Source organism: Streptomyces rhizosphaerihabitans (genome assembly GCF_025399795.1).
Lineage (GTDB): Bacteria > Actinomycetota > Actinomycetes > Streptomycetales > Streptomycetaceae > Streptomyces > Streptomyces rhizosphaerihabitans.
The window spans coordinates 261,076-281,883 of sequence record NZ_JAODTZ010000006.1 but is presented as its reverse complement, the minus strand read 5'-3'; the positions used below and the strand labels follow the sequence as shown (position 1 = coordinate 281,883).

The 20,808-nt window shown below is 70.0% G+C and carries 22 protein-coding genes and 1 pseudogene; 17 read left to right on the top strand and 6 right to left on the bottom strand.

The window, feature by feature from the left end; genetic code table 11:
- Positions 1 to 389 (top strand): annotated as a pseudogene (gene rpsA, locus N4G66_RS08920) (30S ribosomal protein S1); the annotation flags it as partial.
- A 92-nt stretch (positions 390 to 481) separates the two neighbouring features.
- Here the strand turns inward: rpsA and N4G66_RS08915 are convergent.
- Positions 482 to 1,444: a right-handed parallel beta-helix repeat-containing protein gene (locus N4G66_RS08915; protein ID WP_261703446.1), complete on the bottom strand. Its 963-nt coding sequence runs from the start codon at positions 1,442 to 1,444 to the stop codon at positions 482 to 484.
- A 300-nt stretch (positions 1,445 to 1,744) separates the two neighbouring features.
- Between N4G66_RS08915 and N4G66_RS08910 the strand changes: the two genes are divergently transcribed.
- From N4G66_RS08910 to N4G66_RS08895, 4 genes are all read left to right on the top strand, one after another.
- The gene (locus N4G66_RS08910) at positions 1,745 to 3,271 is read left to right on the top strand and encodes a flavin monoamine oxidase family protein (RefSeq protein ID WP_261703462.1); all 1,527 of its coding nucleotides are present in this window, start codon (positions 1,745 to 1,747) and stop codon (positions 3,269 to 3,271) included.
- Positions 3,272 to 3,445: 174 nt separating this feature from the next.
- A complete protein-coding gene (locus tag N4G66_RS08905; RefSeq protein ID WP_261703445.1) occupies positions 3,446 to 4,384 on the top strand; it encodes a PAC2 family protein in 939 nt (312 codons plus the stop codon).
- Between the two features lie 60 nt (positions 4,385 to 4,444).
- Positions 4,445 to 5,053 (top strand): dephospho-CoA kinase, encoded by a 609-nt coding sequence (gene coaE / locus N4G66_RS08900; protein WP_261703444.1) that lies wholly within the window; start codon positions 4,445 to 4,447, stop codon positions 5,051 to 5,053.
- 50 nt (positions 5,054 to 5,103) lie between these two features.
- Complete coding sequence (locus N4G66_RS08895; RefSeq protein ID WP_261703443.1) at positions 5,104 to 5,484, top strand: tetratricopeptide repeat protein; 381 nt, start codon at positions 5,104 to 5,106, stop codon at positions 5,482 to 5,484.
- Positions 5,485 to 5,626: 142 nt separating this feature from the next.
- Here the strand turns inward: N4G66_RS08895 and N4G66_RS08890 are convergent, their stop codons facing one another.
- Complete coding sequence (locus N4G66_RS08890; RefSeq protein WP_261703442.1) at positions 5,627 to 5,938, bottom strand: DUF6343 family protein; 312 nt, start codon at positions 5,936 to 5,938, stop codon at positions 5,627 to 5,629.
- A gap of 93 nt (positions 5,939 to 6,031) precedes the next feature.
- Between N4G66_RS08890 and N4G66_RS08885 the strand changes: the two genes are divergently transcribed.
- The 3 genes from N4G66_RS08885 (at position 6,032) to N4G66_RS08875 (ending at position 8,486) form a co-directional block, all read left to right on the top strand.
- Positions 6,032 to 7,018, top strand: a complete 987-nt coding sequence (locus N4G66_RS08885) for an acyltransferase domain-containing protein (protein ID WP_261703441.1) — start codon at positions 6,032 to 6,034, stop codon at positions 7,016 to 7,018.
- Between the two features lie 245 nt (positions 7,019 to 7,263).
- Complete coding sequence (locus N4G66_RS08880) at positions 7,264 to 7,953, top strand: class I SAM-dependent methyltransferase (protein WP_261703440.1); 690 nt, start codon at positions 7,264 to 7,266, stop codon at positions 7,951 to 7,953.
- An 80-nt stretch (positions 7,954 to 8,033) separates the two neighbouring features.
- Positions 8,034 to 8,486, top strand: a complete 453-nt coding sequence (locus N4G66_RS08875; RefSeq protein WP_261703439.1) for a DoxX family protein — start codon at positions 8,034 to 8,036, stop codon at positions 8,484 to 8,486.
- Between the two features lie 81 nt (positions 8,487 to 8,567).
- On the opposite strand, the gene N4G66_RS08870 is transcribed toward N4G66_RS08875, so the two are convergent.
- Positions 8,568 to 9,260, bottom strand: a complete 693-nt coding sequence (locus N4G66_RS08870) for an RNA-binding S4 domain-containing protein (protein ID WP_261703438.1) — start codon at positions 9,258 to 9,260, stop codon at positions 8,568 to 8,570.
- 322 nt (positions 9,261 to 9,582) lie between these two features.
- Between N4G66_RS08870 and N4G66_RS08865 the strand changes: the two genes are divergently transcribed.
- Complete coding sequence (locus tag N4G66_RS08865; protein WP_261703461.1) at positions 9,583 to 10,437, top strand: uracil-DNA glycosylase; 855 nt, start codon at positions 9,583 to 9,585, stop codon at positions 10,435 to 10,437.
- 105 nt (positions 10,438 to 10,542) lie between these two features.
- Here N4G66_RS08865 and N4G66_RS08860 read toward each other — a convergent pair whose 3' ends face one another.
- Positions 10,543 to 10,980, bottom strand: coding sequence for a RidA family protein (locus N4G66_RS08860; protein ID WP_261703437.1), 438 nt, complete (start codon positions 10,978 to 10,980; stop codon positions 10,543 to 10,545).
- Positions 10,981 to 11,156: 176 nt separating this feature from the next.
- Between N4G66_RS08860 and N4G66_RS08855 the strand changes: the two genes are divergently transcribed.
- The 5 genes from N4G66_RS08855 to N4G66_RS08835 all read left to right on the top strand — a co-directional run bounded on the left by N4G66_RS08855 (position 11,157) and on the right by N4G66_RS08835 (position 16,838).
- The gene (locus tag N4G66_RS08855) at positions 11,157 to 11,975 is read left to right on the top strand and encodes a nucleotidyltransferase domain-containing protein (RefSeq protein WP_261703436.1); all 819 of its coding nucleotides are present in this window, start codon (positions 11,157 to 11,159) and stop codon (positions 11,973 to 11,975) included.
- 231 nt (positions 11,976 to 12,206) lie between these two features.
- On the top strand, positions 12,207 to 12,944 hold the full coding sequence (locus tag N4G66_RS08850) for a DUF7873 family protein (protein WP_261703435.1): 738 nt from the start codon (positions 12,207 to 12,209) through the stop codon (positions 12,942 to 12,944).
- 693 nt (positions 12,945 to 13,637) lie between these two features.
- A complete protein-coding gene (locus N4G66_RS08845) occupies positions 13,638 to 15,536 on the top strand; it encodes an FUSC family protein (RefSeq protein ID WP_261703434.1) in 1,899 nt (632 codons plus the stop codon).
- Between the two features lie 215 nt (positions 15,537 to 15,751).
- The gene (locus N4G66_RS08840; protein ID WP_261703433.1) at positions 15,752 to 16,438 is read left to right on the top strand and encodes a DUF899 domain-containing protein; all 687 of its coding nucleotides are present in this window, start codon (positions 15,752 to 15,754) and stop codon (positions 16,436 to 16,438) included.
- 226 nt (positions 16,439 to 16,664) lie between these two features.
- Positions 16,665 to 16,838: a hypothetical protein gene (locus tag N4G66_RS08835; protein ID WP_261703432.1), complete on the top strand. Its 174-nt coding sequence runs from the start codon at positions 16,665 to 16,667 to the stop codon at positions 16,836 to 16,838.
- Between the two features lie 338 nt (positions 16,839 to 17,176).
- Here the strand turns inward: N4G66_RS08835 and N4G66_RS08830 are convergent, their stop codons facing one another.
- Together N4G66_RS08830 and N4G66_RS08825 are read right to left on the bottom strand one after the other, a co-directional pair.
- Positions 17,177 to 17,623: a hypothetical protein gene (locus N4G66_RS08830; protein WP_261703431.1), complete on the bottom strand. Its 447-nt coding sequence runs from the start codon at positions 17,621 to 17,623 to the stop codon at positions 17,177 to 17,179.
- Positions 17,620 to 18,420: an ATP-binding protein gene (locus tag N4G66_RS08825; RefSeq protein WP_261703430.1), complete on the bottom strand. Its 801-nt coding sequence runs from the start codon at positions 18,418 to 18,420 to the stop codon at positions 17,620 to 17,622. Before N4G66_RS08825 ends, N4G66_RS08830 begins: the two co-directional genes overlap by 4 nt.
- A gap of 260 nt (positions 18,421 to 18,680) precedes the next feature.
- On the opposite strand from N4G66_RS08825, the gene N4G66_RS08820 reads away from it, so the two are divergent.
- From N4G66_RS08820 to N4G66_RS08810, 3 genes are all read left to right on the top strand, one after another.
- Positions 18,681 to 19,541 carry a helix-turn-helix domain-containing protein gene (locus tag N4G66_RS08820; protein WP_261703429.1) on the top strand — a complete coding sequence of 287 codons (861 nt, stop codon included), beginning with the start codon at positions 18,681 to 18,683 and terminating at the stop codon, positions 19,539 to 19,541.
- Positions 19,542 to 19,820: a DUF397 domain-containing protein gene (locus N4G66_RS08815; RefSeq protein ID WP_261703428.1), complete on the top strand. Its 279-nt coding sequence runs from the start codon at positions 19,542 to 19,544 to the stop codon at positions 19,818 to 19,820.
- An 85-nt stretch (positions 19,821 to 19,905) separates the two neighbouring features.
- Positions 19,906 to 20,709: an SAM-dependent methyltransferase gene (locus tag N4G66_RS08810; protein WP_261703427.1), complete on the top strand. Its 804-nt coding sequence runs from the start codon at positions 19,906 to 19,908 to the stop codon at positions 20,707 to 20,709.
- Positions 20,710 to 20,808: the final 99 nt, after the last annotated feature.

Below are 20,808 nucleotides of genomic sequence, written 5' to 3'. Positions count from 1 at the left end.
GTGCCGACCCGGCGTCGGTCGACTTCGACCCGACGCTGTACGGCATGGCCGCGTCGTACGACGACCAGGGCAACTACATCTACCCCGAGGGCTTCGACCCCGAGACCAACGACTGGCTCGAGGGCTTCGAGTCCCAGCGTGAGGTGTGGGAGACGCAGTACGCCGAGGCGCAGCAGCGCTTCGAGCAGCACCAGGCTCAGGTCATCAAGTCCCGCGAGGCCGACGCGCAGGCCGAGGCTGAGGGTGCCAGCACCTCCAGCGCGGCTCCGGCTGCCTCCGGTGGCGGCGGCGGTTCCTACTCCTCGGAGTCGGACGACAACTCCGGCGCCCTGGCGTCGGACGAGGCGCTCGCCGCCCTCCGCGAGAAGCTCGCCGGCGGCCAGAGCTGAAAGCTCACCGCTAGCAAGTAGCTGAAAGAAGTGGGCCCGCACCGATTCGGTGCGGGCCCACTTCCATGGGGGGTCTTCTTTCGTGGGGCAGGTCAGGGAGTCACCGTGATGTTGGTGAGCCCCTTGCCGCCCGTCACCGTGTTCGAGGCGTACACGGTGGTCCGGCAACCGGTGGCGTAGTTGGTGACGTTGACCGCCAGCTGCTTGTCGCCCGTCGCACCCCGCAGGTCCGAGGTGTTGCCCCGGAACACGGTGCCGCAGCCCCAGCCGGACTGCTGGGTGTGGGTCTCGTAGCCGTCGTTCGTCGTGGACGTGCCCTTGTTGTTCTCCACGAGCACGTCGTTGCCCTTCACATCGACCCAGGAGTCGTCGTAGTTGGCGCCGGTCAGGCCGCTGCCGTCGAAGGTGTTGCCGGTGATACGGGCGCCCGTGGTGCCTTCCTTGATGTCGACGTTCTCGCCGCCCACGCCCGGCCCGATCGTGTTGCCGGTGATCTGGATGCGGTCGCTCTTGTCCGAAGTCCCGCCTGCCGTGCCGACGTACACGCCCTCGCCCATGCCGCGGCCGTCGTTGCCGGTGTCGTAGATCTTCGAGTTCCTGATCACGCCGTCCGTACTGGAGTTGCGGAAGTGGATGCCTTCCATGTCGAGTCCGTGGACGGTGACCTGGTCGACGACGACACCCTTCGCCGAGTCGATCATGATGCCCTTCTGGCCGCCGGTGACGGTGATGCCCTGGACCGTCCAGTACGAGGCGCCGTTGAGGTGCAGTCCGTAGCCGCCGCCCGCCGTGAGGACGGCTTTCGAGGAGCCGCTGAGGGTGATGCGGGAGTCCGCGCTCGCGGCCGTCGTCGTCTTGAAGTTGCCGGTGTATGTGCCGTCCGCGAGGTGGATCGTGGCGCCGGGGGCGGCCGATGTGAGGGCCGACTTGAGCTGGGCGGCGGTGGAGACCTCGATGACCTGGGCCGCGTTCGCCGCGGGCGCCCCCGTCAGTGCTCCGGCCGTGACCGCCGTCGCGCCGAACAGGGGGATGAGAAGCGTGCGTCGGATGCGCATGTGGGGGGTGACCTTCCCGTCGGTTCGCAAGAAAATTGTTCTTGTACATGAACTTCGGGTGCCCATATGAACGTAAGGGGGGTGCAGGTTCGCGTCAAGGTCTGGACCGGACCGGTGTGCGCGGAGAGAAACGTGGTGGATACACGAGTAACTGCCGGGCCGTAACAGGCCGTTGCCAGGATCCCCGGGTCATTCAAGATCGTGAGGGGAGTCGAAGGCATGGCAGCACACGAGCGATCGACAGCGGCGAGCCGGCGGGCGTTCTTGCGCAACGTCGGTCTGACCGGCGGCGCGGGCGCGATGTTCGCCACCATGGGGGCCCTCGGCCTCGCGCCCGCCGCGCAGGCCGCCCAGCGTGAACAGCCCTTCCGCGCACCGAAGTCGGGCGACTTCACGCTCACCGGGAGGGGCGCCGCGAAAGTCGTGATCGTAGGCGGCGGGATCGCGGGTCTCGCCTCCGCGTACGAGCTCGGCAAGGCGGGCTACGACTGTACGGTCCTGGAGGCCAGAGACCGGACCGGCGGCCGCAACTTCACAGTACGCGGCGGTGATTCGACCACCGACCTGTACGGCCACACGCAGACCGCCCGGTTCGGCGAGGGCCAGTACATGAACGCCGGTCCGGCCCGACTCCCGCAGTGGATGGTCACCCTCGACTACTGCCGGGAACTGGGCGTCCCCGTCGAAGTGTTCACGAACACGAACGCGGACGCGTACATGTACAACGAGTCGGCCGGCATGACCAAGCCCGTGCGCCATCGGACCGCGAAGGCCGATGTCTACGGATACGTCTCCGAGTTGCTGGCCAAGGCCACCGACAAGGGCGCCCTGGACAAGGAACTGACCACGGCCGACCAGGAGAGGCTCGTCGAGTTCCTCAAGGACTTCGGCGAACTCGGTGACAAGCTCACCTACGAGGGCGGTCCGCGCCGCGGCTACACCACCGTCCCCGCCGCCGCCGGAACCCCGGGCGTGCTTCTCGGTGACGTCCCGAGCGCTTCCGAGGTCTTCGCCTCCGGCGTCGGCCGGTACTTCTCCTTCGAGTTCGAGTTCGACCAGGCCATGCTGATGTTCCAGCCGGTGGGCGGTATGGACCAGATACCCAAGGCGCTCACCAGGGCGATCGGGGCCCACCGCATCCGTACCGGAGCGGCGGTCAGCCGGATCACCGACAAGGGAAGCGGCGTCACCGTCACGTACACCCAGGGCGGGCGCACGAAATCCCTGGACGCCGACTTCTGCATCGGAGCCCTGCCGCCCAACATCCTCGCCAGGATCCCGCACAACCTCGGCTCCGGTGTCCAGAGCGCACTGGAGGCGATCACCCCGCAGTCCGCGGGCAAGATCGGCCTCGAATACCGGTCGCGCTGGTGGGAGCTCGATCACCGGATCTACGGCGGCATCACCGAGACCGACCAGGACGTCACCCATATCTGGCACCCCTCGTACGGCTTCCACGGCCGGCGAGGAGTCATGATCGGCTACTACAACTACGGCTCCGACGCCGACGGATACGCGAAACTCACTCCCAAGGAGCGCGAGCGGCGCGCGGTGGCCGTCGGCGTGAAGATCTACGGTGAGAAGTACCGCACCGAACTCGACTCCTCCTTCTCCCATCACTGGCGCCAGACACCGCACCTGGAAGGCGCCTGGCACAACACGCCCGGCGGACCCGATGACGTCCGCTACAAGCCGCTGAACCGGCCCGCCGGGCGGGTCTACTTCGCGGGCGACTGGCTGAGCTACGCCGACGCCTGGCAGCACGGCGCCTTCACGTCGGCCCGCAACGCCGTCACCGCGCTCCACGCACGCGTGCTGTCCTCGTAACACGCGTGTGGTGTGCTGGTGGCGGTCCGACGGCGGTGTCCTCACCGCCCCGGAACTCCTGCCGGCCGCTCGTGGAGGCTGAGAAGGCGCCGGACAGTGATGCGGAGCACGGGACGGGAATGTCCGTGCTCCGTGCCACGTTGTGCAGTACGAACACGAGGAGGAGCGGTCACAGTGCTTGATCCGCAGGGTTTGTACGCATGGGAGCCGAAGGGCCTGGCCGTGGTCGACATGGCACTCGCCCAGGAGTCGGCCGGTCTTGTCATGCTCTACCACTTCGACGGATACATCGACGCGGGCGAAACCGGCGACCAGATCGTCGACCGGGTGCTCGACTCGCTGCCCCACCAGGTCGTGGCCCGCTTCGATCACGACCGGCTCGTGGACTACCGCGCCCGCCGTCCGCTGCTGACGTTCAAGCGCGACCGCTGGACCGAGTACGAGGAGCCGACCCTGGAGGTCCGGCTCGTGCAGGACGCCACCGGCGCGCCCTTCCTGCTGCTGTCGGGACCCGAACCGGACACCGAGTGGGAGCGCTTCGCCGCCGCCGTCCAGCAGATCGTGGAACGGCTCGGAGTCCGCCTGTGCGTGAACTTCCACGGCATTCCCATGGGCGTCCCGCACACGCGACCCGTGGGCCTCACCCCGCACGGCAACCGCACCGACCTGGTGCCCGGCCACCGCAGCCCCTTCGACGAGGCCCAGGTCCCCGGAAGCGCCGAGTCCCTCGTCGAGTACCGCCTCATGGAGGCCGGCCACGACGTCCTCGGTGTCGCCGCCCACGTGCCCCACTACATCGCGCGCTCCCCGTACCCGGACGCGGCACTGACCGTCCTGGAGTCCATCACGGCCGGGACCGGCCTGGTGCTTCCCGGGATAGCGCACGCCCTGCGCACCGAGGCGCACCGCACCCAGACCGAGATCGACCGGCAGATCCAGGAGGGCGACGAGGAACTCGTCGCCCTCGTCGCGGGTCTCGAGCACCAGTACGACGCCGCAGCGGGCGCGGAGACCCGCGGCAACATGCTCGCGGAACCGGTGGAGATCCCCTCGGCGGACGAGATCGGCCAGGAGTTCGAGCGATTCCTGGCGGAGCGCGAAGGCGACGCCTGACCCCTCCTCCAGGACTCCCGGGCACAGGGTCTGTCAGTGGCAGGCCCTAAGCTGCGAGGCATGCTGAAGGTGGGCCTGACCGGTGGAATCGGCGCCGGCAAGAGCGAAGTGTCACGGCTGCTCGTCGAGCACGGCGCGATGCTGATCGACGCGGACAGGATCGCGCGGGAGGTCGTGGCGCCCGGAACTCCCGGGCTGGCGGCGGTCGTCGACGCCTTCGGCGAGGACGTGCTCGCTGCGGACGGCAGCCTGGACCGGCCGAAGCTCGGCTCGATCGTCTTCGCCGACCCGCAGAAGCTCGCGGTCCTGAACTCGATCGTTCACCCTCTGGTCGGCACCCGCTCGCGCGCCCTGGAGGACGCCGCCCCCAAGGACGCCGTCGTCGTCCACGACGTGCCCCTGCTCGCGGAGAACGGTCTGGCCGCGCTGTACGACCTTGTGATCGTGGTCGACGCCCGTCCCGAGACCCAGCTCGACCGCCTCGTCCGCCTGCGCGGCATGACCGAGGAGGACGCCCGCGCCCGCATGGCCGCGCAGGCCCCGCGCGACAAGCGCCTGGTGATCGCGGACATCGTCATCGACAACGACGTACCGCTGGAGGAACTGGAGCGGCGCGTACGGGACGTATGGGCCGATCTCGTGCGCAGAGCCCGGCAGCCCCAGGAATAGCCCCCCTCGAAAGGGGCGTTGAACCCTTGCAGCGAGGGAAGGACTCTGCCGTGCCCGAGACCAGCGGATCGACCGGACGCACTCCGGAGACGCACGTCATCGACTTCCGCGCCGCCGAGCAACTGCTCGCCGCGCGCGACCCGCGGGGCGCGGTGAAACTGCTCGACCCTGTCGTCGCGGCTCACCCGGAGAACACCGCGGCCCGGCTGCTGCGCGCGCGTGCCTTCTTCGCCGCCGCGCAACTGCGCCCCGCCGAGCTCGAGTTCACCATCGTCCTGGAGCGCGAGCCGGACAACGCGTTCGCGCACTTCGCACTGGCCCGGACCTACGAGCGCCAGCGACGCCCCGAGCAGGCGAAGCGGCACTTCAGACTTGCGGCCGCACTCGACCCGAAACCGCAGTACCTGGAAGCGGCGCGGTTCGACTCGTAGCGGGTCCGTGCCGACGGCGGCCAACGGGCACACTGCCTGTCGGCAACCCGCGACGACGGCACCCGGCAGGGGGCGCTCACCGCTCCCCGCGCACCGCGTCGTAAGAGTCATAAGAGCGGTGGCGACCGACCGCCCGGCCGTTTCAGGGGTGCGACGGCCTCGACGGACGGCGGCGCTCCGGCGGCCGGTACCGGAGCCGGTCGTCCACGGGCTCGTACGGCGGGACGTCACGGCCCGGCTGATAGTGCGGGCCCTGCCTGATGTGCCGCAGGATCATGGTCATGTCGACGGTGACGATCACCCACAGCAGACCGCACGCGGCCGCCCATCCCGGCCGCCCCACCAGGATGAACGCGACCGTTCCGAAGATGGCCCAGATCAGGCCCCAGACACTCAGCCAGAAGCGCATGCGCAGAGCACTGCGCGCTGTCATCGGTTCACTGCCCGTACGCATCAGGATCACTACTCCTACGAGAAAACGTACTCTTTGTGGTGCACGTTCACCAAGGGATAGCGGCCCGGACGACGGCCGCCGGGGGAGGCGACGGTGCTGCTGAAGGCGCTGCGGGCGGACGCGAGGCTCGCCGAGTGGCTGAGAGACCTGGAGAGCGAGAGCTCTGCCCTGCGGGAAGCGTCGCTTCCGGACGCCGACGAGTTGCCCGACATCCTGCTCGACCTGTCCGTGCCCCATGAGCACATCAATGAACTCGTCGCGCTCCGCGCCCAGTTGGCCGACGACCCGGAAGCCGTGACCCTCCTCGCGCGCTGTGTCACCCGTTTCGTCCGGGACATGGGAGAGATGGGGAAGGGCTGGGAGCCGCCCGCGTTTCCCGCGACGACGGGACCTCTCGGGCGCTGCTTCCATCTGTACGTCTTCATAGCGGCGCTTCCGTACGTCCGCGCCCATCACCGCGAGCGCGGTGTCCCGGAGGACGTCTCCCGGCGCACGCTCGCCGATCTCGGCCGTCATGTGGCCGTGCACCACAGAAGGGCTGGCGGCCCCGGACTGCTGTTTCCCTGGTGGATCGCCTTGCATTTCCACGGCGAGCTGTTCCAGCTGGGCCGGCTCCAGTTCCAGCGGGTGCTGCTGGGGCGGCGCACGGCCGCTGCCGTCGCGGCGGCGGGCCTGGACCTCGGCCCCCGCGCTCCCTGCCTGAGCCTGCACATCACCGACTTCCGCGGCCCTCTCTCTCCGACCGCGTGCGACCGTTCACTCGCCCTGGCCCGGGAGTTCTTCGCCCGCCACTATCCCGACGAGCGCCACGAGATCGCTGTCTGCAACTCCTGGCTGCTCGACCCGCAGCTCAAGCGGTACCTGCCGGCCGACTCCAACATCATTCGCTTCCAGGACCGCTTCCATCTGGAGTGCGAGGAGACGACCCCGGACGACACGGTGCCCATCGGCTTCGTCTTCGGCGATCCGGAGCTTCCGCTCGACGGACTGCCACGGCGCAACAGCGTCGAGCGCGCGGTGGTGGACCACCTGCGCGGTGGTGGGCATTGGTACGGGGGGAGGGGCTGGTTCGCGCTGTAGTCCGTGCTGCCGTAGCCCCGGTCCGGGGTTCGGTTGGTCCGGTCCGGGGCTACGGCAGACCCAGTCCAGGGTCCGGCAGACCCAGTCCAGGGTCCGGCAGACCCAGTCCAGGGTCCGGCAGACCCAGTCCAGGGTCCGGCAGACCCAGTCCAGGGTCCGGCTCGGACTGGTGTCCCTCGAACATCTCACTCGAACGAGTGATGAAGGGAGGGAACAGTCCCACGGAAGCCGTCCGTTGGACGGGCATGAGGATCGAGAAGCGAGAGGGATACGAGGGCACGGGACCCGGTGCCATCACACCGGACGGCTGCGCGGTCGAGCTCTACACCCGCCTGCCCGTCGGAACCGAACCGGACATCATCACCGCCGCCGTGCCCGCCGCCGCGAACATTCTGGAACTGGGCAGCGGGGTCGGCCGGATGACCCACCCGCTCCTGGAGCTCGGGTTCGCGGTCACGGCGGTGGACGAGTCCGCCGAAATGCTGGAGCACGTCCGTGGGGCGCGCAGGATACGCAGCAGCATCGAGGACCTCGACCTCGGCGAGACGTTCGACGTCGTGCTGCTGGCGTCGTTTCTCATCCATGCCGGGGATGTCCGGGTGCGGCGGGCGCTCCTGGACACCTGCGTCCGCCATGTCGCGGACGAGGGCTGCGTGTTGATCCAGCGCGAGGGCGAGGCCTATCACACCGACGTGCCCCGTGAGCGCACCGATCCGTCAGGATTCGTCGTACGCATCATGTCCGCCGAGCCCGTCGGGGACGGGGTCAACTCGGTGCGCGCGGAGTACACGTTTCCGGACGCCACCTGGACCCAGACGTTTCTGTCCCGCCCCTTGACCAAGGGTGATTTCGAGGGGGCCCTGGCAGAGGCGGGGCTGAGGGTGGACCGGTACCTGACGGACGACGGGGTGTGGGTGAGGGCCGTGAAGGGGTGAGCGAGCGCCGATGAGTTCCCGACAGCCCCCAGGTCTATCTCTGTGAAAGCACCAGCCCCCGCTTCGCACAGGAGACCACCGTGTCCGAGACCACCCTTCCCCTCACCACCACCACCCAGGCCGTCGCAGCACCCCGCTCCCGCCTCGCCCGCATCTCCCTGACCGCCCTGCAGGTCGTACTCGGCCTCTTCTACGCGTTCGCGAGTGCTCTTCCCAAGCTGATCGCCCACCCCTCGGCGACGGAGTCGTTCGACAAGCTGGGCTGGGGTCACACCGGCATGTACACCATCGGCACGCTCGAACTCGCCGGAGGCCTCGCCCTGTTGATCCCGCTGCTGGACTCGGTGGCGGCGGTGGCCCTCAGCGCACTGATGGCCGGCGCGTTCATCGTCAACGTCACCGTCATCCACGGCCCGTACGTGGCGACCCCGCTCATCCTGATCCTGCCGCTCGCCCTGGTCGCCTGGGCCCGGCGCGGCCACACGACCGAGCTCCTTCACCTGGTACGCCGACGGGTGGGACGCCAGGTGTGACGACGCGGGAAGGACGAAGGGCTCCCCCGGGACCGGGGGAGCCCTCGACGTCGTACGACGGCAAGTCGGTTTTCCGAAGATTCAGGAGCCCGAGGTGCCGGAGGAACCCGATGAACCGGTGGAGCCCGACGAACCGGTGGAGCGGGGACCTGCCCAGGGAGGACCGGTCCAACGGAGACCGGCCGAGCGGCGGGAAGCACCTGTGGACCCGGTCGCTCCCGTCGTACCGGTGGACGGGCCGGAGGAGCTGACCGGGCCGGACGAGCCCGTCTGCATGCCCCGCAGACGCTCCAGCTCGCGGCGGTCCCGCTTGGTCGGGCGCCCCGCACCCCTGTCCCGCAGACCCGCCGGGGCCACGGCCTCGCGCGGCGGAGGCGGCGGGCTGTTGTCGGCGTAGCACTCGACGGCGACGGGCGCGCCGACCCGCTTGCGGATCACGCGCTTCACGACGACGACCCGTTCCTGGCCCTCGTGCCGCAGGCGCACCTCGTCGCCCACGCGCACCGAGTACGCGGGTTTGACGCGCTCGCCATTGACTCGAACATGGCCGCCTCGGCAGGCCGTGGCACCCATCGAACGGGTCTTGACGAGACGGACGGACCAGATCCAGGCGTCGACCCGCACGCTCTCGCCGCCGGCAGGCCCGGCAGCGGCGGCGGGCTTGGCGGCGGAAGCGGCCCCGGCCGTGGCCGCGGCGGCCTCCGTGTCGCCCGAGCCGCGCGCGCCGCCGGCACCCGCGCCCTTCATCTCCCCGTCAGCACTCTGAGAAGCCATGTCTCGACTCTAATGCCCACGGTCCGGCGCATCGCATGCCTTTTCCGTCGCACGGACCGCCCCGGATGTGTCGGAGATCCCGTCGCCGAGCCCGGACGCGCCGCCCGTCGTGCATGCCCATGACGAGCGCGTCCTCCTCTCGGAGCTGCGGAACACGGTGGCGGCGATGAGCCGGCGCGGCGGGGAGCGAGGAACGGGCGGGGCGGACCGGTCGTACGGTGGTGGCGTGGAGAGTAGCGGTCCGAAGGAAGCCGGTCCGGCAGCCTGCGCCGGTCCGGCACCATCCGCCGGTCCGGCACCCTCCACCGGTCCGGTGCAAGGTCTGTACGGCCCCGCCGATCTCGCGGGGCTGGACGCTCGGATCGCCGGCTGCCGGGCCTGTCCGCGTCTTGTCGCGTGGCGCGAAGAGGTGGCCGTTACCAAGCGCGCCGCGTTCGCCGACCAGACGTACTGGGGGCGTCCGGTGCCCGGTTTCGGGCCGGCCGACGCCTCCCTTCTCGTCGTCGGGCTCGCGCCCGCCGCGCACGGCGGGAACCGGACCGGGCGGATGTTCACGGGGGACCGGTCGGGCGACGTGCTCTACGCGGCGCTGCACGACGTCGGCCTCGCGTCGCAGGGGACCTCGGTGAGCGCGGACGACGGACTGGAGCTATACGGCGTACGCGTCACCTCTCCCGTCCACTGCGCGCCTCCCGCCAACAAGCCGACGCCGCAGGAGAGGGACACCTGCCGGCCCTGGCTCGTACGGGAACTGGAGCTGCTGCGGCCCACGCTGCGGGCGGCGGTCGTCCTCGGGGCCTTCGGCTGGCAGGCCGCCCTGCCGGCCTTCGCGGAGGCGGGGTGGACGGTTCCCCGGCCCAGGCCGACGTTCGCGCACGGGGCACGGGTGACGCTCGGCCGCCGGCCGGAGCCGGAAAGGACCGACGCCGACGCCGACACCGGCACCAGAACCAGCACCGAAGCCAGCACCAACACCGGCACCGATTCCGACCCCGTGTCTGCGTACCCGCCCGAGCCGGCTTCCGCTTCCGCTTCCGCTTCGGTCGAGCTCTTCGGGTGCTTCCACGTCAGCCAGCGGAACACCTTCACCGGGCGGCTCACGCCCGAGATGCTGCGGGAGGTGCTGAGCGCGGCAGCGGAGTCGGCGGGGCTGACGCCGCGCTCGCCACGGGGTTAGCCGAGAGCGATGAGCCTGTGCCCGGAGACGGACCAGCCACGGACAAGTACGCCTTCAGTCACCTTCGGTCAAGGAGCTTCGGTCCCGCCGACCAGGCTGTGCGCGTCAGGCGCAGTCGGGCTCGATCTCGGCCGCAGGTTCCACCTCGGGGACGACGGCGGTCGCCGTGATCTCCACGAGCTGCCCGGTGTACCCGAGGCAGGCCACGCCGAGCAGCGTCGAGGAGTGTGGTCCGATGCTCAGCCCCGACGCCTCGACGACATCCCAGACCGCGGACAGCACGGCGGGCTCACCGCTGACGACGTACACATCGGTCGACACGACATGGGCCATGTCGCTCCCCGCGGCGAGCAGTTGCTCGTCGAGGTTGGCAAGCACCTGCTCGGTCTGCCGCACGGGATCGCCCGCGCCGACCAGCTTCCCGTCGGCGTCGAGCGGCACGGATCCGGCGAGAAAGGCCAGCTTCGTCCCTGCCTCGACGACGGACGCATGCGCGTAGCGGGGCGGCGCGAAGAGGCCGGGAACGGTGACGCGCTGGACCATGGAGGCTCCCTGTGGGTGGGGCTGCGGGCGGGGCTGCCGACGGGCTGACGGGCAACCTGCCGATGATGCGGGCCCGGCGCGGGTGCCCGCATCCGAATTACCGCCGATATCGCCTCGACGCCACCGCCGTCCCGTCAGCATCCTCATCTCATGCATCCCGGCAGCATCGCCTTCGCATGCGCACGGAGAAACGGAGGCCTGTGTCGTTGAACGCGGACGAAGAGAAGTTCCTCGTGCACGTCGCCGACCGGCTCGCCGCCCTCCCGGCCGTCCGGGTCGTGGCCCTCGGTGGTTCCCGGGCTCAGGGCACCCATGGGTCGGGCAGTGACTGGGACCTGGCTGTCTACTACCGGGGCGACTTCGACCCCGAGCACCTCAGAGCCGTCGGCTGGCAGGGAGAAGTCTCCGAGATCGGCGGCTGGGGCGGCGGTGTGTTCAACGGCGGTGCCTGGCTGACCATCGACGGGCGTCGGGTCGACGTGCACTACCGGGACCTCGACGTCGTCGAGCACGAGGTGGCGCAGGCTGAGTCCGGCCGCTTCCGTGTCGAGCCCCTCCTTTTCCATCTCGCCGGAATCCCGACCTATTTGATCGTTGCCGAACTCGCCGTCAACCGTGTCCTGCGCGGCGACGACCTACCGCGCATACGCGTCTACCCGCCCTTGCTCCGCGCCTCCGCCTCCGCGCGCTGGTACGGCACCGCGCGGGCCACCCTCGCGTACGCGAAGTCCCAGCACGCACCGGCCGGTCGGCTCACGGAGGTGGCGGGAGCCCTGGCGACAGCCGCCATGCAGACCGGTCACGCCGTGCTTGCGGCTCGCGGGGAGTGGGTGACGAACGAGAAGAGGCTGTTGGAACGCGCGGGACTGCGAGGGGTGGACGACCTCGTCGCGGGTATGCGGACGGATCCCGGATCGCTTGTCCGCGCCGTCTCCGACGCCGAGGCGTACTTCGCCGCGGCGGTGGAGTCCGAGCCGTTCCCTCCGCAGGGGTGAGGACGCAGCCTCCGCGGGAGTGGAGGCGCTGCCGCAGCCAGGGGTGGGGGTGCTGCCGTCGCAGGCTGAGGAGGTCGCCTCCGCAGGGTTGAGCGCGTTGCCTCAGCAGAGTCGAGGGCGTTGCTCCCGGGCGAGGCGCTGTTCATGGGCCGGTTCCCGGACCCGGCGGGGAACCGGCCGGTGCGAATAATGCTTCGAGTGATCCCGGCCGACGCTGCTACGGTCACCGACGTGGCGAAACTCAATCAGATCATCGCAGTGGAGAAGGGCATCAAGTCCAAGTCCCATCAGGACCTGACGGCTGCTCATCATGGCCTGCAGAAGCCCGCGTTGCTCGCGGGTATCTCGCGGACGTACCAGCCGAAGGACGAGGAGGGCGAGCAGCTGCCGCCCGAGTCGACCCGGGTCCAGGTGCAGGCCGAGGACGTGCTGCGGGCCACCGCGGCGACCCTGACGCGGCTGTTCGACGTGACCGCCACCAAGGACTGGGCCAACTGCGCGGCGAGGGCCGATGTGGTGGTGGACGGGCGCGTACTCGTCGCCGAGGTGCCGGTGTCCTATCTGCTCTTCCTCGAGAAGCAGCTCACCGATCTCAACACCTTCGTACGGAAGTTGCCCGTCCTCGACGCCTCCGAGTCGTGGGTACGGGATCCGTCCACCGATGCCTGGAAGACCGAGCCGGTGCGGACCCTTCGTACGAAGAAGGTCCCGCGGAACCACGTCAAGGCCGAGGCCACCGAGAAGCACCCGGCCCAGGTCGAGGTGTACTACGAGGACATCCCCGTCGGCTACTGGACGACCGTCAAGTTCTCCGGCGCCCTGCCCGCGCGGCGCGTGAACGAACTCCTCGACCGTGTCGAGAAGTTGCAGCAGGCGGTCAAGTTCGCCCGCGAGGAGGCCAACGGCGCGGATGTCGTCGACCAGCGCGTCGGCGACGCTGTCTTCGGCTACCTGTTCGCACAGGGGTAGCCTCTGAACTCCCCGGCCACAACGCACCACGGCCGGGGTGCGCGAGGAGCGCAAGCTGAACCTGAGGCTTGTCGTGAATGCACGGTTCCAGTGGAGGTTCGAGTCCTCCCCGCGGCACCAAGCGGCACTCCGGATCCACGGAGTGTCCACGCGCCGCGGTAGCCCAACTCGGCAGAGGCAGACCGTGATCAATCTCAGACTATTGCTCCAGACTCAGCATTCGCCGCCGATCGCCGGATCGACCGGGCCCAGGCCCCAGTACGCCGAGATGCTGGTTCAAGTCCAGTCCGCGCAGCTCGATGCGTGGTGGTCCAAAGGCAGGACGCGGCGACATAACGACTGACCTGGGTCCTCAAGCGTGCCGGCGTGCGACATGGCGGCATCTCAGGGTCCGGGGGCCGGCTACGCCCTCGGACCCGCTCCTCCTCCCCGAAGTGTCACGTCCCCCTTCCTCTCTCCCGACCCGTCTCCGGCGAACCTCTCCTCACCCGGCTCTCCCGAAGAGGCACGTCCGTCTCCCGTGAACCTCTCCCGACTCGTCTCTCTTGACGTGTCACGTCCGTCTCCCGCGAAGTGTCACGTCGCGGAAATCCCCGCGTTCGTTTTCCGCAGGCAACGCGCACTACCCTGGTAACGACACGAGCCCGGCCGACGTCGCCCGAAGGCACCCCGCCCTCGCCCGACAGGAGCCCCGTGCGCCTCACCCGCCTCGCCGTACCACCCTGGCTCGCCCATGCCCTGCGCGCGCAGCGCGGACCGGTTCCCTGGAACGCGGTCCTGCGGGGCGCGCTCGCCGCCGGGCCATTGCTGCTCGTGGCCGTACTGAGCGGTCGTACCTCGCTGGGAGTGATCGCCGCCCTCGGAGCCATGCTGACGGGGATCAACGACCGGCCGGGCAGCAGGAGGGTCGCCGTCGAGCGGCTCGGGGTGCCGGCCCTCGCCGGGGCCGCCGGTCTGCTCATCGGGTCGTACGCCGGACAGCACACCGGCGCCGTGACGCTCACCCTCGTCCTCACCGGGCTGGGACTGCTCGCCGGAGCCGTCAGCGCGATCGGACCCGTGGCCTCCGGAGCCGGAACCCAGTTGTTGGTCGCCTCGGCGATCGGGGCCGGGATGCCGTTGCCCGAACCGGGATGGGTGCGTGCGCTCCTCTTCCTCGGCGGGGCCGGCTGGCTGCTCGCGCTGCGGCTCGCACTGCCGACGACCGCGGTGAACACCGGGGACTACCGTTTCGACGGGGAGCGGGAGGCCGTCGGCGGTGTCTACGACGCGATCGCCCACCTGTTGATCGCCGCGGGCGGCCCTGACGCGGCCCGGCGGCGCGTCGCGCTGACCGCGGCCCTCGACCACGCCCAGGACGCGCTCGACGGACCCCGGCTGCGGCGATACGCCAGTTCAGCGGCCGAGCGGCGACTGCACGCGCAGTACGCCGCAGCCCTGCCGCTCGCCGAGGCCGCGACGGCGCTCGCCTGGGCGGGTGAGGCCGTGCCCGCGCTGGCCGCGGAGGGTCCCCGGCGGCTCGCCGTCGCGGTCCGGACCGGTGCCCCCACCGGTCCGCTGCCGGCGCCCGCCGTCCCCGGCACCCGGTCCACGCCGCTCGGGAGCACAACCGTCGCGCCCGCGCTGCGCGCCCTCCACGACGCCCTGCTGTACGCCGCCGAGGCCTTCGACCGGGGCTCCGGGAGCGCCCTGCACACCCGGCGACGTACGCCTGTCTCCCTCGTGAGCACCGTCCTCGGCTCCGCGGGGCGCGAGTACGGCATCCGGGTCGCCCTCTGCTTCGGCGCGAGCGTCGCCGTGGCCCAGGCACTGCACCACGCGCGCTGGTACGGCAATCACCCGCACTGGTACTGGCTCCCCGCGACCGCCGTCTTCCTCGTCAAGCCTGATCTCGGACCGCTCGCCTCACGCGTGCTGTGCAGGGCGGCGGGAACAGTCCTCGGCGCGGTCGCCTTCGCGGGGCTGGCCCTCGTGCTGCCGCGGCCGGAGGGATTCGTCGCCCTGGTCGCCGTCAGCGGCGCCCTCATCCCCGTCGCCACCCGGCACTTCGCCGCGCAGACCGCCGTCGTCACCGTCCTCGTCCTCTCCCTCGTGATGGTCGGCGGCGAGCCGCAGGCCTCCTGGAACCGGATCGTGGAGACGCTGCTGGCCTGCGCGATCGTGATTCTCGTCGGGCATCTGCCGACGCTCGGACAGCGCGGCGGAACCGTGCGGGCGAGGCTCACCCGGGCCACCGAGGCGGCGGACGTCTATCTCGCCCATGTGCTGAGCGACGGCACGGCCCGCGACCGTACGGGCCGCTGGGTCCTGCGCCGGGAGGCCTATCGCGCGCTCGCCGAGGCCCGTGCCGCGATCGACCTCGCCGCCGCCGAACTCCCCGCCTTGGCACGGCACTCCGAGGGCACGGACGAGATCGCCGCCACCCTGGAACGGCTCGTCGACACGACCACGGCGTGTGCCGTGCAGCTCGACGACACCGGTCGGCTCACGCCCCGCCACACCGACCGGATCACCGAACTCCTCGGTGAACTGGCCGAGCGACGCGAGTGGGCGGGACTCTGCGCAGCGCCCACGCGTCCCCTCGCGGTGTGACGCTCACGGGACTTGGACCTGTACGGTCCACCGGAACGCGACGCCCGAGGGCTCGCTCAGCGCGCGCCCCGATGCCGCCGGCCTCCGGTTCCGGCCTCGGGTCCCGGTCTCCGGTCCCGGCTCCGGCCCCGGAAAAAATCTTGGCGCCACTCCGATGAGTTCCGCTTCTCCCGGGCGTCCACCACAGAGTAGGCACCGTTCCGTAGGAGGAGGACATGACGCTTCCGCAGATCGTCTCGCGTGAGGAGTGGCAGGCCGCGCGCGAGGAACTGCTGGTCAAGGAGAAGGCGGCCACCCGTGCGCGTGACGCTCTCAATGCGGAGCGGCGCGGACTGCCGATGGTCGAGATCGAAAAGGAGTACGTCTTCGAGAGCGGCGACGGGAAAGCGACGTTGCCCGACCTCTTCCGGGGACGGGATCAACTCGTCGTCTACCACTTCATGTTCGCCCCGGAGTGGGACGCGGGCTGCCGCAGCTGCTCGGCGTTCCTCGACCAGTTCGGGCACCTCGCCCATCTGCGGTCCCGCGGAACCGAGTTCGCCGCCGTGTCCCGGGCGCCGTACACGAAGATCCTGCCGTTCAAGGCCCGGATGGGCTGGACGGTGCCCTGGTACTCGTCGTACGACAGTGACTTCAACTACGACTTCCAGGTGTCGTTCGGTGGACAAGAACCCTACGAGCGGCCCGGGATGAGCTGCTACCTGCGTGACAGCGGACGGGTCTTCCATACGTACTCCACGTACGAACGCGGGCTTGACGGCCTCGGCTCCACGACCTCTCTCCTCGATCTCACCGCGCTGGGGCGACAGGAGGAGTGGGAGGAGCCCAAGGGCCGCGCATCCGCACTGGGGGCACCCGCGGGCAGCGAGCGGGTCCGGTACCACGACGAGTACGAGATCTGACGCGATCGGGACAAGGCCTGACGCGATCGGGACGAGGTCCGGCGCGATCGGGACGAGGTCCGGCGGGACAGGGACGAGGACCGACGAGTGCCGGAGGCTCGCGGCGCCCGTCGCGGGGCGGGGCTGCTACCTAGTGTCGACTTCGTCTCAGTACCGTCACTTCCAGAGCCGTTCACCCCATGGCAGGCGTTTAACTCTGGAGAGCAGCGCGACATGGAGGTAAAGGGTGAACGGGCGAATGGTGCTGGAGCGCTTTCCCGCCGGCGGACCACGCGGGTCGTGGCCCGCGGAGGAGTTCGCACAGGCGCGCCGCCAGGAGGGCCAGGCCGCCGAGGTCGTCATGGATCTCGCCTCCGACGCGTTCCTGGTCGTCGTGGGCGGTGCAGACGGCGTCGAGTGAGGGTCGCGCGGGACCAGGGCCCTTGGGTACGAGCACCTTTACCGTGAACCGATCCGCCCATCACGCGAACAGGAACAGGAACAAGGGCAGGAGCCGGAGCCAGGCCGAGGTCGGGGCAGCAGCCGGAGCGGGGGCAGGAGCGGGGGCAGTGCCACCATCTCCCGGAGAATCAACTCGGGCAATGCGCCCGCGCGTTGGGGGCGGACCGACGGTGATTTCACCGCGACCGGTTGCTGGTTGACGGCTACCGGCGCTCGGCGACGGAGCGCTTCGGACGCGACCGTGAGAGCGTCGGGCGACCCCGGTGAGCCCCCTGCCGCCGCGGGCCGCGGCGGCGCTCACGCGCTGATCGGACGTGACCAGACCGGTGTCGTCCCCGTCACCCGGCACAGGGCCAGATACAGAGGTATCGGCGGGGTATACGGAAGCGTACTATCCGGTTTGTGGATGAGCCCAGGAATCCCAGGTGAGTCCGGCACGATCGCACCCGTGACGTAGTGGGCGGGCACGGGCCACTCCAGGGCGACATCGGAGTCGGAAGGGACGATCCACCACCAGTGCGCCGCATCGGCGTAGATGCAGCCCACGCGAGGCAGCCGCGACAGCAGCAGCGGTCCGAAGTGGGCGGGCACGGACACCGCGTCGCAGCCCAGTGGCACCTTCATGCCCTCGGGAACGGGGAGACGCCTCGGCGGCCCGGACTGCCGTCGTCCGCGCTTCAGGCGGACGAGCGTGTCCAGACTCAGGACCTGCGTCGCAGACCCTGCCGCAGACGTACGGCTCACAGGCTCTCCCGTTCCCGTTCCCTGTCTCGTTCCCTGTCCTGATCCCGTTCCCGACGCGGGTCCCGATCCCCCTGCGGGTCCCGATCCTGACTCCCGCTCCGGGCGGAGGGAGACTGAGGGTTCCCCACGGTTCCCGCCCCCCAGGATCCCTCCGCCCCCGTGCCCCGACCGTCGTTCGGAGGCTTCTTCGCGCTCCAGCCCAAATCCGCCCGCGGGCCGGTGTCCGCGTCGGACGGGCCCTGGCCGGACCGGGCTTCGCGGGGCCGGCCGGCCAGCCCCAGGTCCGACCCGGCCGTGAACTCGGCGTCGAGCCGGTCCAGTTCGTCCAGGTCGTCCGGGTCCGGCCAGGTCTCCCGGGTGGTGTCGGCGGTGTCATCGGCCCGGCCTGCCGAGCGCGCGATCTCCGCCCACACCAGCAGGCCGGGCCCGGTGTCCTGGGCCCCCCAGGCCCTGGACACTGCCGCGACGAGAAGCAATCCCCTCCCGTGCTCCTCGTCGGGCCGTTGCGGGGAAGGGTGCGGCTCACCCGGAGCGCATCCCTCGTCGCACACGGCTATGCGCACCAGGTCGTCGGCGTCGTGCAGCTCGCAGACGACGCGTTGCCCGGCGGCGTGCACGATCGCGTTGGTGACCAGCTCCGAGACCACGAGGGCCGCCGTGTCGCAGGTGTCCTCGCACACCGCCCAGCCGGACAGGCGGGACCGGGTCAGGCGTCTCGCCTGAGCCACGGAGCCCGGGTGTGCGGCCAGCTCGAAGCGGAACCGGCGCTCGGCGGCCGCTCCGGGATGCTGCCCCATGGCGGCACGGAGACCGAACCGGTCTTCGGCGGCGTCTGTTCCTAACGGCGCGGACGGAATCACGCTTGCCACTATCGCCGCGCCGCGAACACTTGGCAAGACTCACTCTGAAAAATGCAGAGTGCCGTGTGACGCCGTGGGGGTGCGTGGCACACTGCTGGCAACAGCAAGCCGAGCGGCGCCAGTTGGGATCGTCGAGGAAGACGAGGAAGAACCCGGACGGCGCCGACCGGGCTGTCCGGACTCAGTGGAGGTGGGACGTGAGCGAACCGCGGTCCGCGCCGACGGTCGGCCAGGTCGTCCTCGGCCGGCGACTGCTGGACCTGCGGGAACGCGCGGGTCTCAAGCGTGAGGAGGCCGCGCGGATCCTGCGCGTGGCCCCCGCGACGGTCCGCCGTATGGAGATGGCCGAGGTCTCCCTCAAGATCCCGTACCTCCAGCTCCTGCTGAAGTCGTACGGTGTCGGCGACGAGGAGGCCGAGGCCTTCGTCCAACTGGCGGAGGACGCCAACAAACCCGGCTGGTGGCAGCGGTTCCACGACATCCTGCCCGACTGGTTCTCCATGCACGTCAGTCTGGAAGGGGCCGCCGCACTCCTGCGCTCCTACGAACCGCACTTCGTTCCCGGTCTGTTGCAGACCGAGGACTACGCCCGCGGCGTCCTGAAGGCGGGGGCCATCGGGCAGACCAGGCCCGAGGACATCGAGCGTCATGTGGCGCTGCGCATGCAACGCCAGGATCTGCTCACACGCGCGGACGCACCCCGGATATGGGCCGTGATGGACGAGACGGTGCTGCGCCGTACCATCGGCGGCCCCGAGGTGATGCGTGCTCAGATCGACAAGTTGCTTCAGGCCACGAAGCTGCCCCATGTGACGTTGCAGGTGATCCCGTTCTCCTCGGGTCCGCACCCCGGCACGTACGGGCCCTTCGTGCTGTTCCGATTTGCCATGCCGGAACTCCCGGACATGGTCTACAGCGAGTACCTGACCGGCGCCGTCTACCTGGACGCGCGTTCCGAGGTGGCGACCCACCTCGAGGTCATGGACCGCATGGCGGCTCAAGCCGCTACGGCACATCGCACGAAGGAGATCCTCCGGGATCTCCGCAAGGAGCTGTGAATGGAACGCATCACGCCGGAACGCATCAACCCGCGAATAGGCAACGTGCGCATCTACAACGGAATGCCCGCCCGTGAACTGGGCAGCGAGGGCTGGCACAAGCCGTGGAGCGGCGGCAACGGCGGCAACTGCCTGGAGGCGATGAAACTCGCCGACGGCCGTATCGCCGTGCGTCAGTCGGCGGATCCGGACGGTCCCGCCCTCATCTACACGCCCGGCGAGATGACCGCGTTCATCCAGGGCGCGAAAGCGGGAGAGGCGGACTTCCTTCTTTCCTGAACGACTTGTTTTCTCTTTTCCCCGACTTCCCTGAATTTGGTTCCGAGTTGATCACTTACCACGGCGCGGACTTACGGAGACCGTCATGACCGGGCAGCCCCCCATAGGAATCGACACGAGCAAGCCGCATCCCGCGCGGATGTACGACTGGTATCTCGGCGGCAAGGACAACTACCCCGTCGACGAGGAAATGGGCCGTCAGATGCTCGCCCTCGAGCCGAGGGTTCCGGTGATGGCCCGAGTCAACCGCGCCTTCATGCACCGTGCCACCCGCTGGCTGGCCCAGAACGGTGTGCGGCAGTTCCTCGACATCGGCACCGGGATCCCGACCGAGCCGAACCTTCACCAGATCGCGCAGGCCGTCGCACCCGACGCACGGGTCGTGTACTGCGACAACGACCCGATCGTGCTGGCTCACGCGGCAGCCCTGCTGCGCAGCTCGGACGTGGGAGTGACCGAGTATCTGCAGGCCGATGTGCGGGACCCGGACGCCATTCTCGACGGGGCCAGGAAAGTCCTGGACTTCGGCCGGCCCGTGGCGCTCTCCCTCGTGGCGCTGCTCCACTTCGTCTCCGACGCGGACGGCGCGCACGCCCTGGTCGGCCGGCTGCTGTCCGAACTGCCCTCCGGCAGCTACCTGATGGTCACCCACGCCACCGCCGACTTCACTCCCGAGGAGTCGGCGGCGGCGATCGCGAAGCTCAAGGCGGCGGGCGTCACCCTGGCACTGCGCTCCCGCGAGGAGTTCACCCGCTTCTTCGACGGCCTGGACCTGGTCGAGCCGGGCGCGGCGGTGGTCCACCAGTGGCACCCGGAGCTGGGCGAACCGGTGCCGGGTCAGGACGACGGGGTCATCCCCGGGTACGGGGCGGTGGGACGCAAACCATAGGTTTTTCAAGGGAGTTGCGCACCCCGCCGTCGCGTTTCCCGGGTAACGGGACGCAGCGGCGGGGTGCGGGCTTTCGGGGTGTGGGTCCTCCACGGCGCG

Coding starts and splice junctions, on each gene's coding strand:
- N4G66_RS08840 (WP_261703433.1), top strand. CDS start 15,752: ATGACGCTTCCGCAGATCGTCTCGCGTGAGGAGTGGCAGGCCGCGCGC.
- N4G66_RS08860 (WP_261703437.1), bottom strand. CDS start 10,980: ATGGTCCAGCGCGTCACCGTTCCCGGCCTCTTCGCGCCGCCCCGCTAC.
- N4G66_RS08870 (WP_261703438.1), bottom strand. CDS start 9,260: ATGGCTTCTCAGAGTGCTGACGGGGAGATGAAGGGCGCGGGTGCCGGC.
- N4G66_RS08810 (WP_261703427.1), top strand. CDS start 19,906: ATGACCGGGCAGCCCCCCATAGGAATCGACACGAGCAAGCCGCATCCC.
- coaE (WP_261703444.1), top strand. CDS start 4,445: ATGCTGAAGGTGGGCCTGACCGGTGGAATCGGCGCCGGCAAGAGCGAA.
- N4G66_RS08855 (WP_261703436.1), top strand. CDS start 11,157: ATGCGCACGGAGAAACGGAGGCCTGTGTCGTTGAACGCGGACGAAGAG.
- N4G66_RS08825 (WP_261703430.1), bottom strand. CDS start 18,420: ATGGGGCAGCATCCCGGAGCGGCCGCCGAGCGCCGGTTCCGCTTCGAG.
- N4G66_RS08880 (WP_261703440.1), top strand. CDS start 7,264: ATGAGGATCGAGAAGCGAGAGGGATACGAGGGCACGGGACCCGGTGCC.
- N4G66_RS08910 (WP_261703462.1), top strand. CDS start 1,745: ATGTTCGCCACCATGGGGGCCCTCGGCCTCGCGCCCGCCGCGCAGGCC.
- N4G66_RS08890 (WP_261703442.1), bottom strand. CDS start 5,938: ATGCGTACGGGCAGTGAACCGATGACAGCGCGCAGTGCTCTGCGCATG.
- N4G66_RS08815 (WP_261703428.1), top strand. CDS start 19,542: ATGGAACGCATCACGCCGGAACGCATCAACCCGCGAATAGGCAACGTG.
- N4G66_RS08915 (WP_261703446.1), bottom strand. CDS start 1,444: ATGCGCATCCGACGCACGCTTCTCATCCCCCTGTTCGGCGCGACGGCG.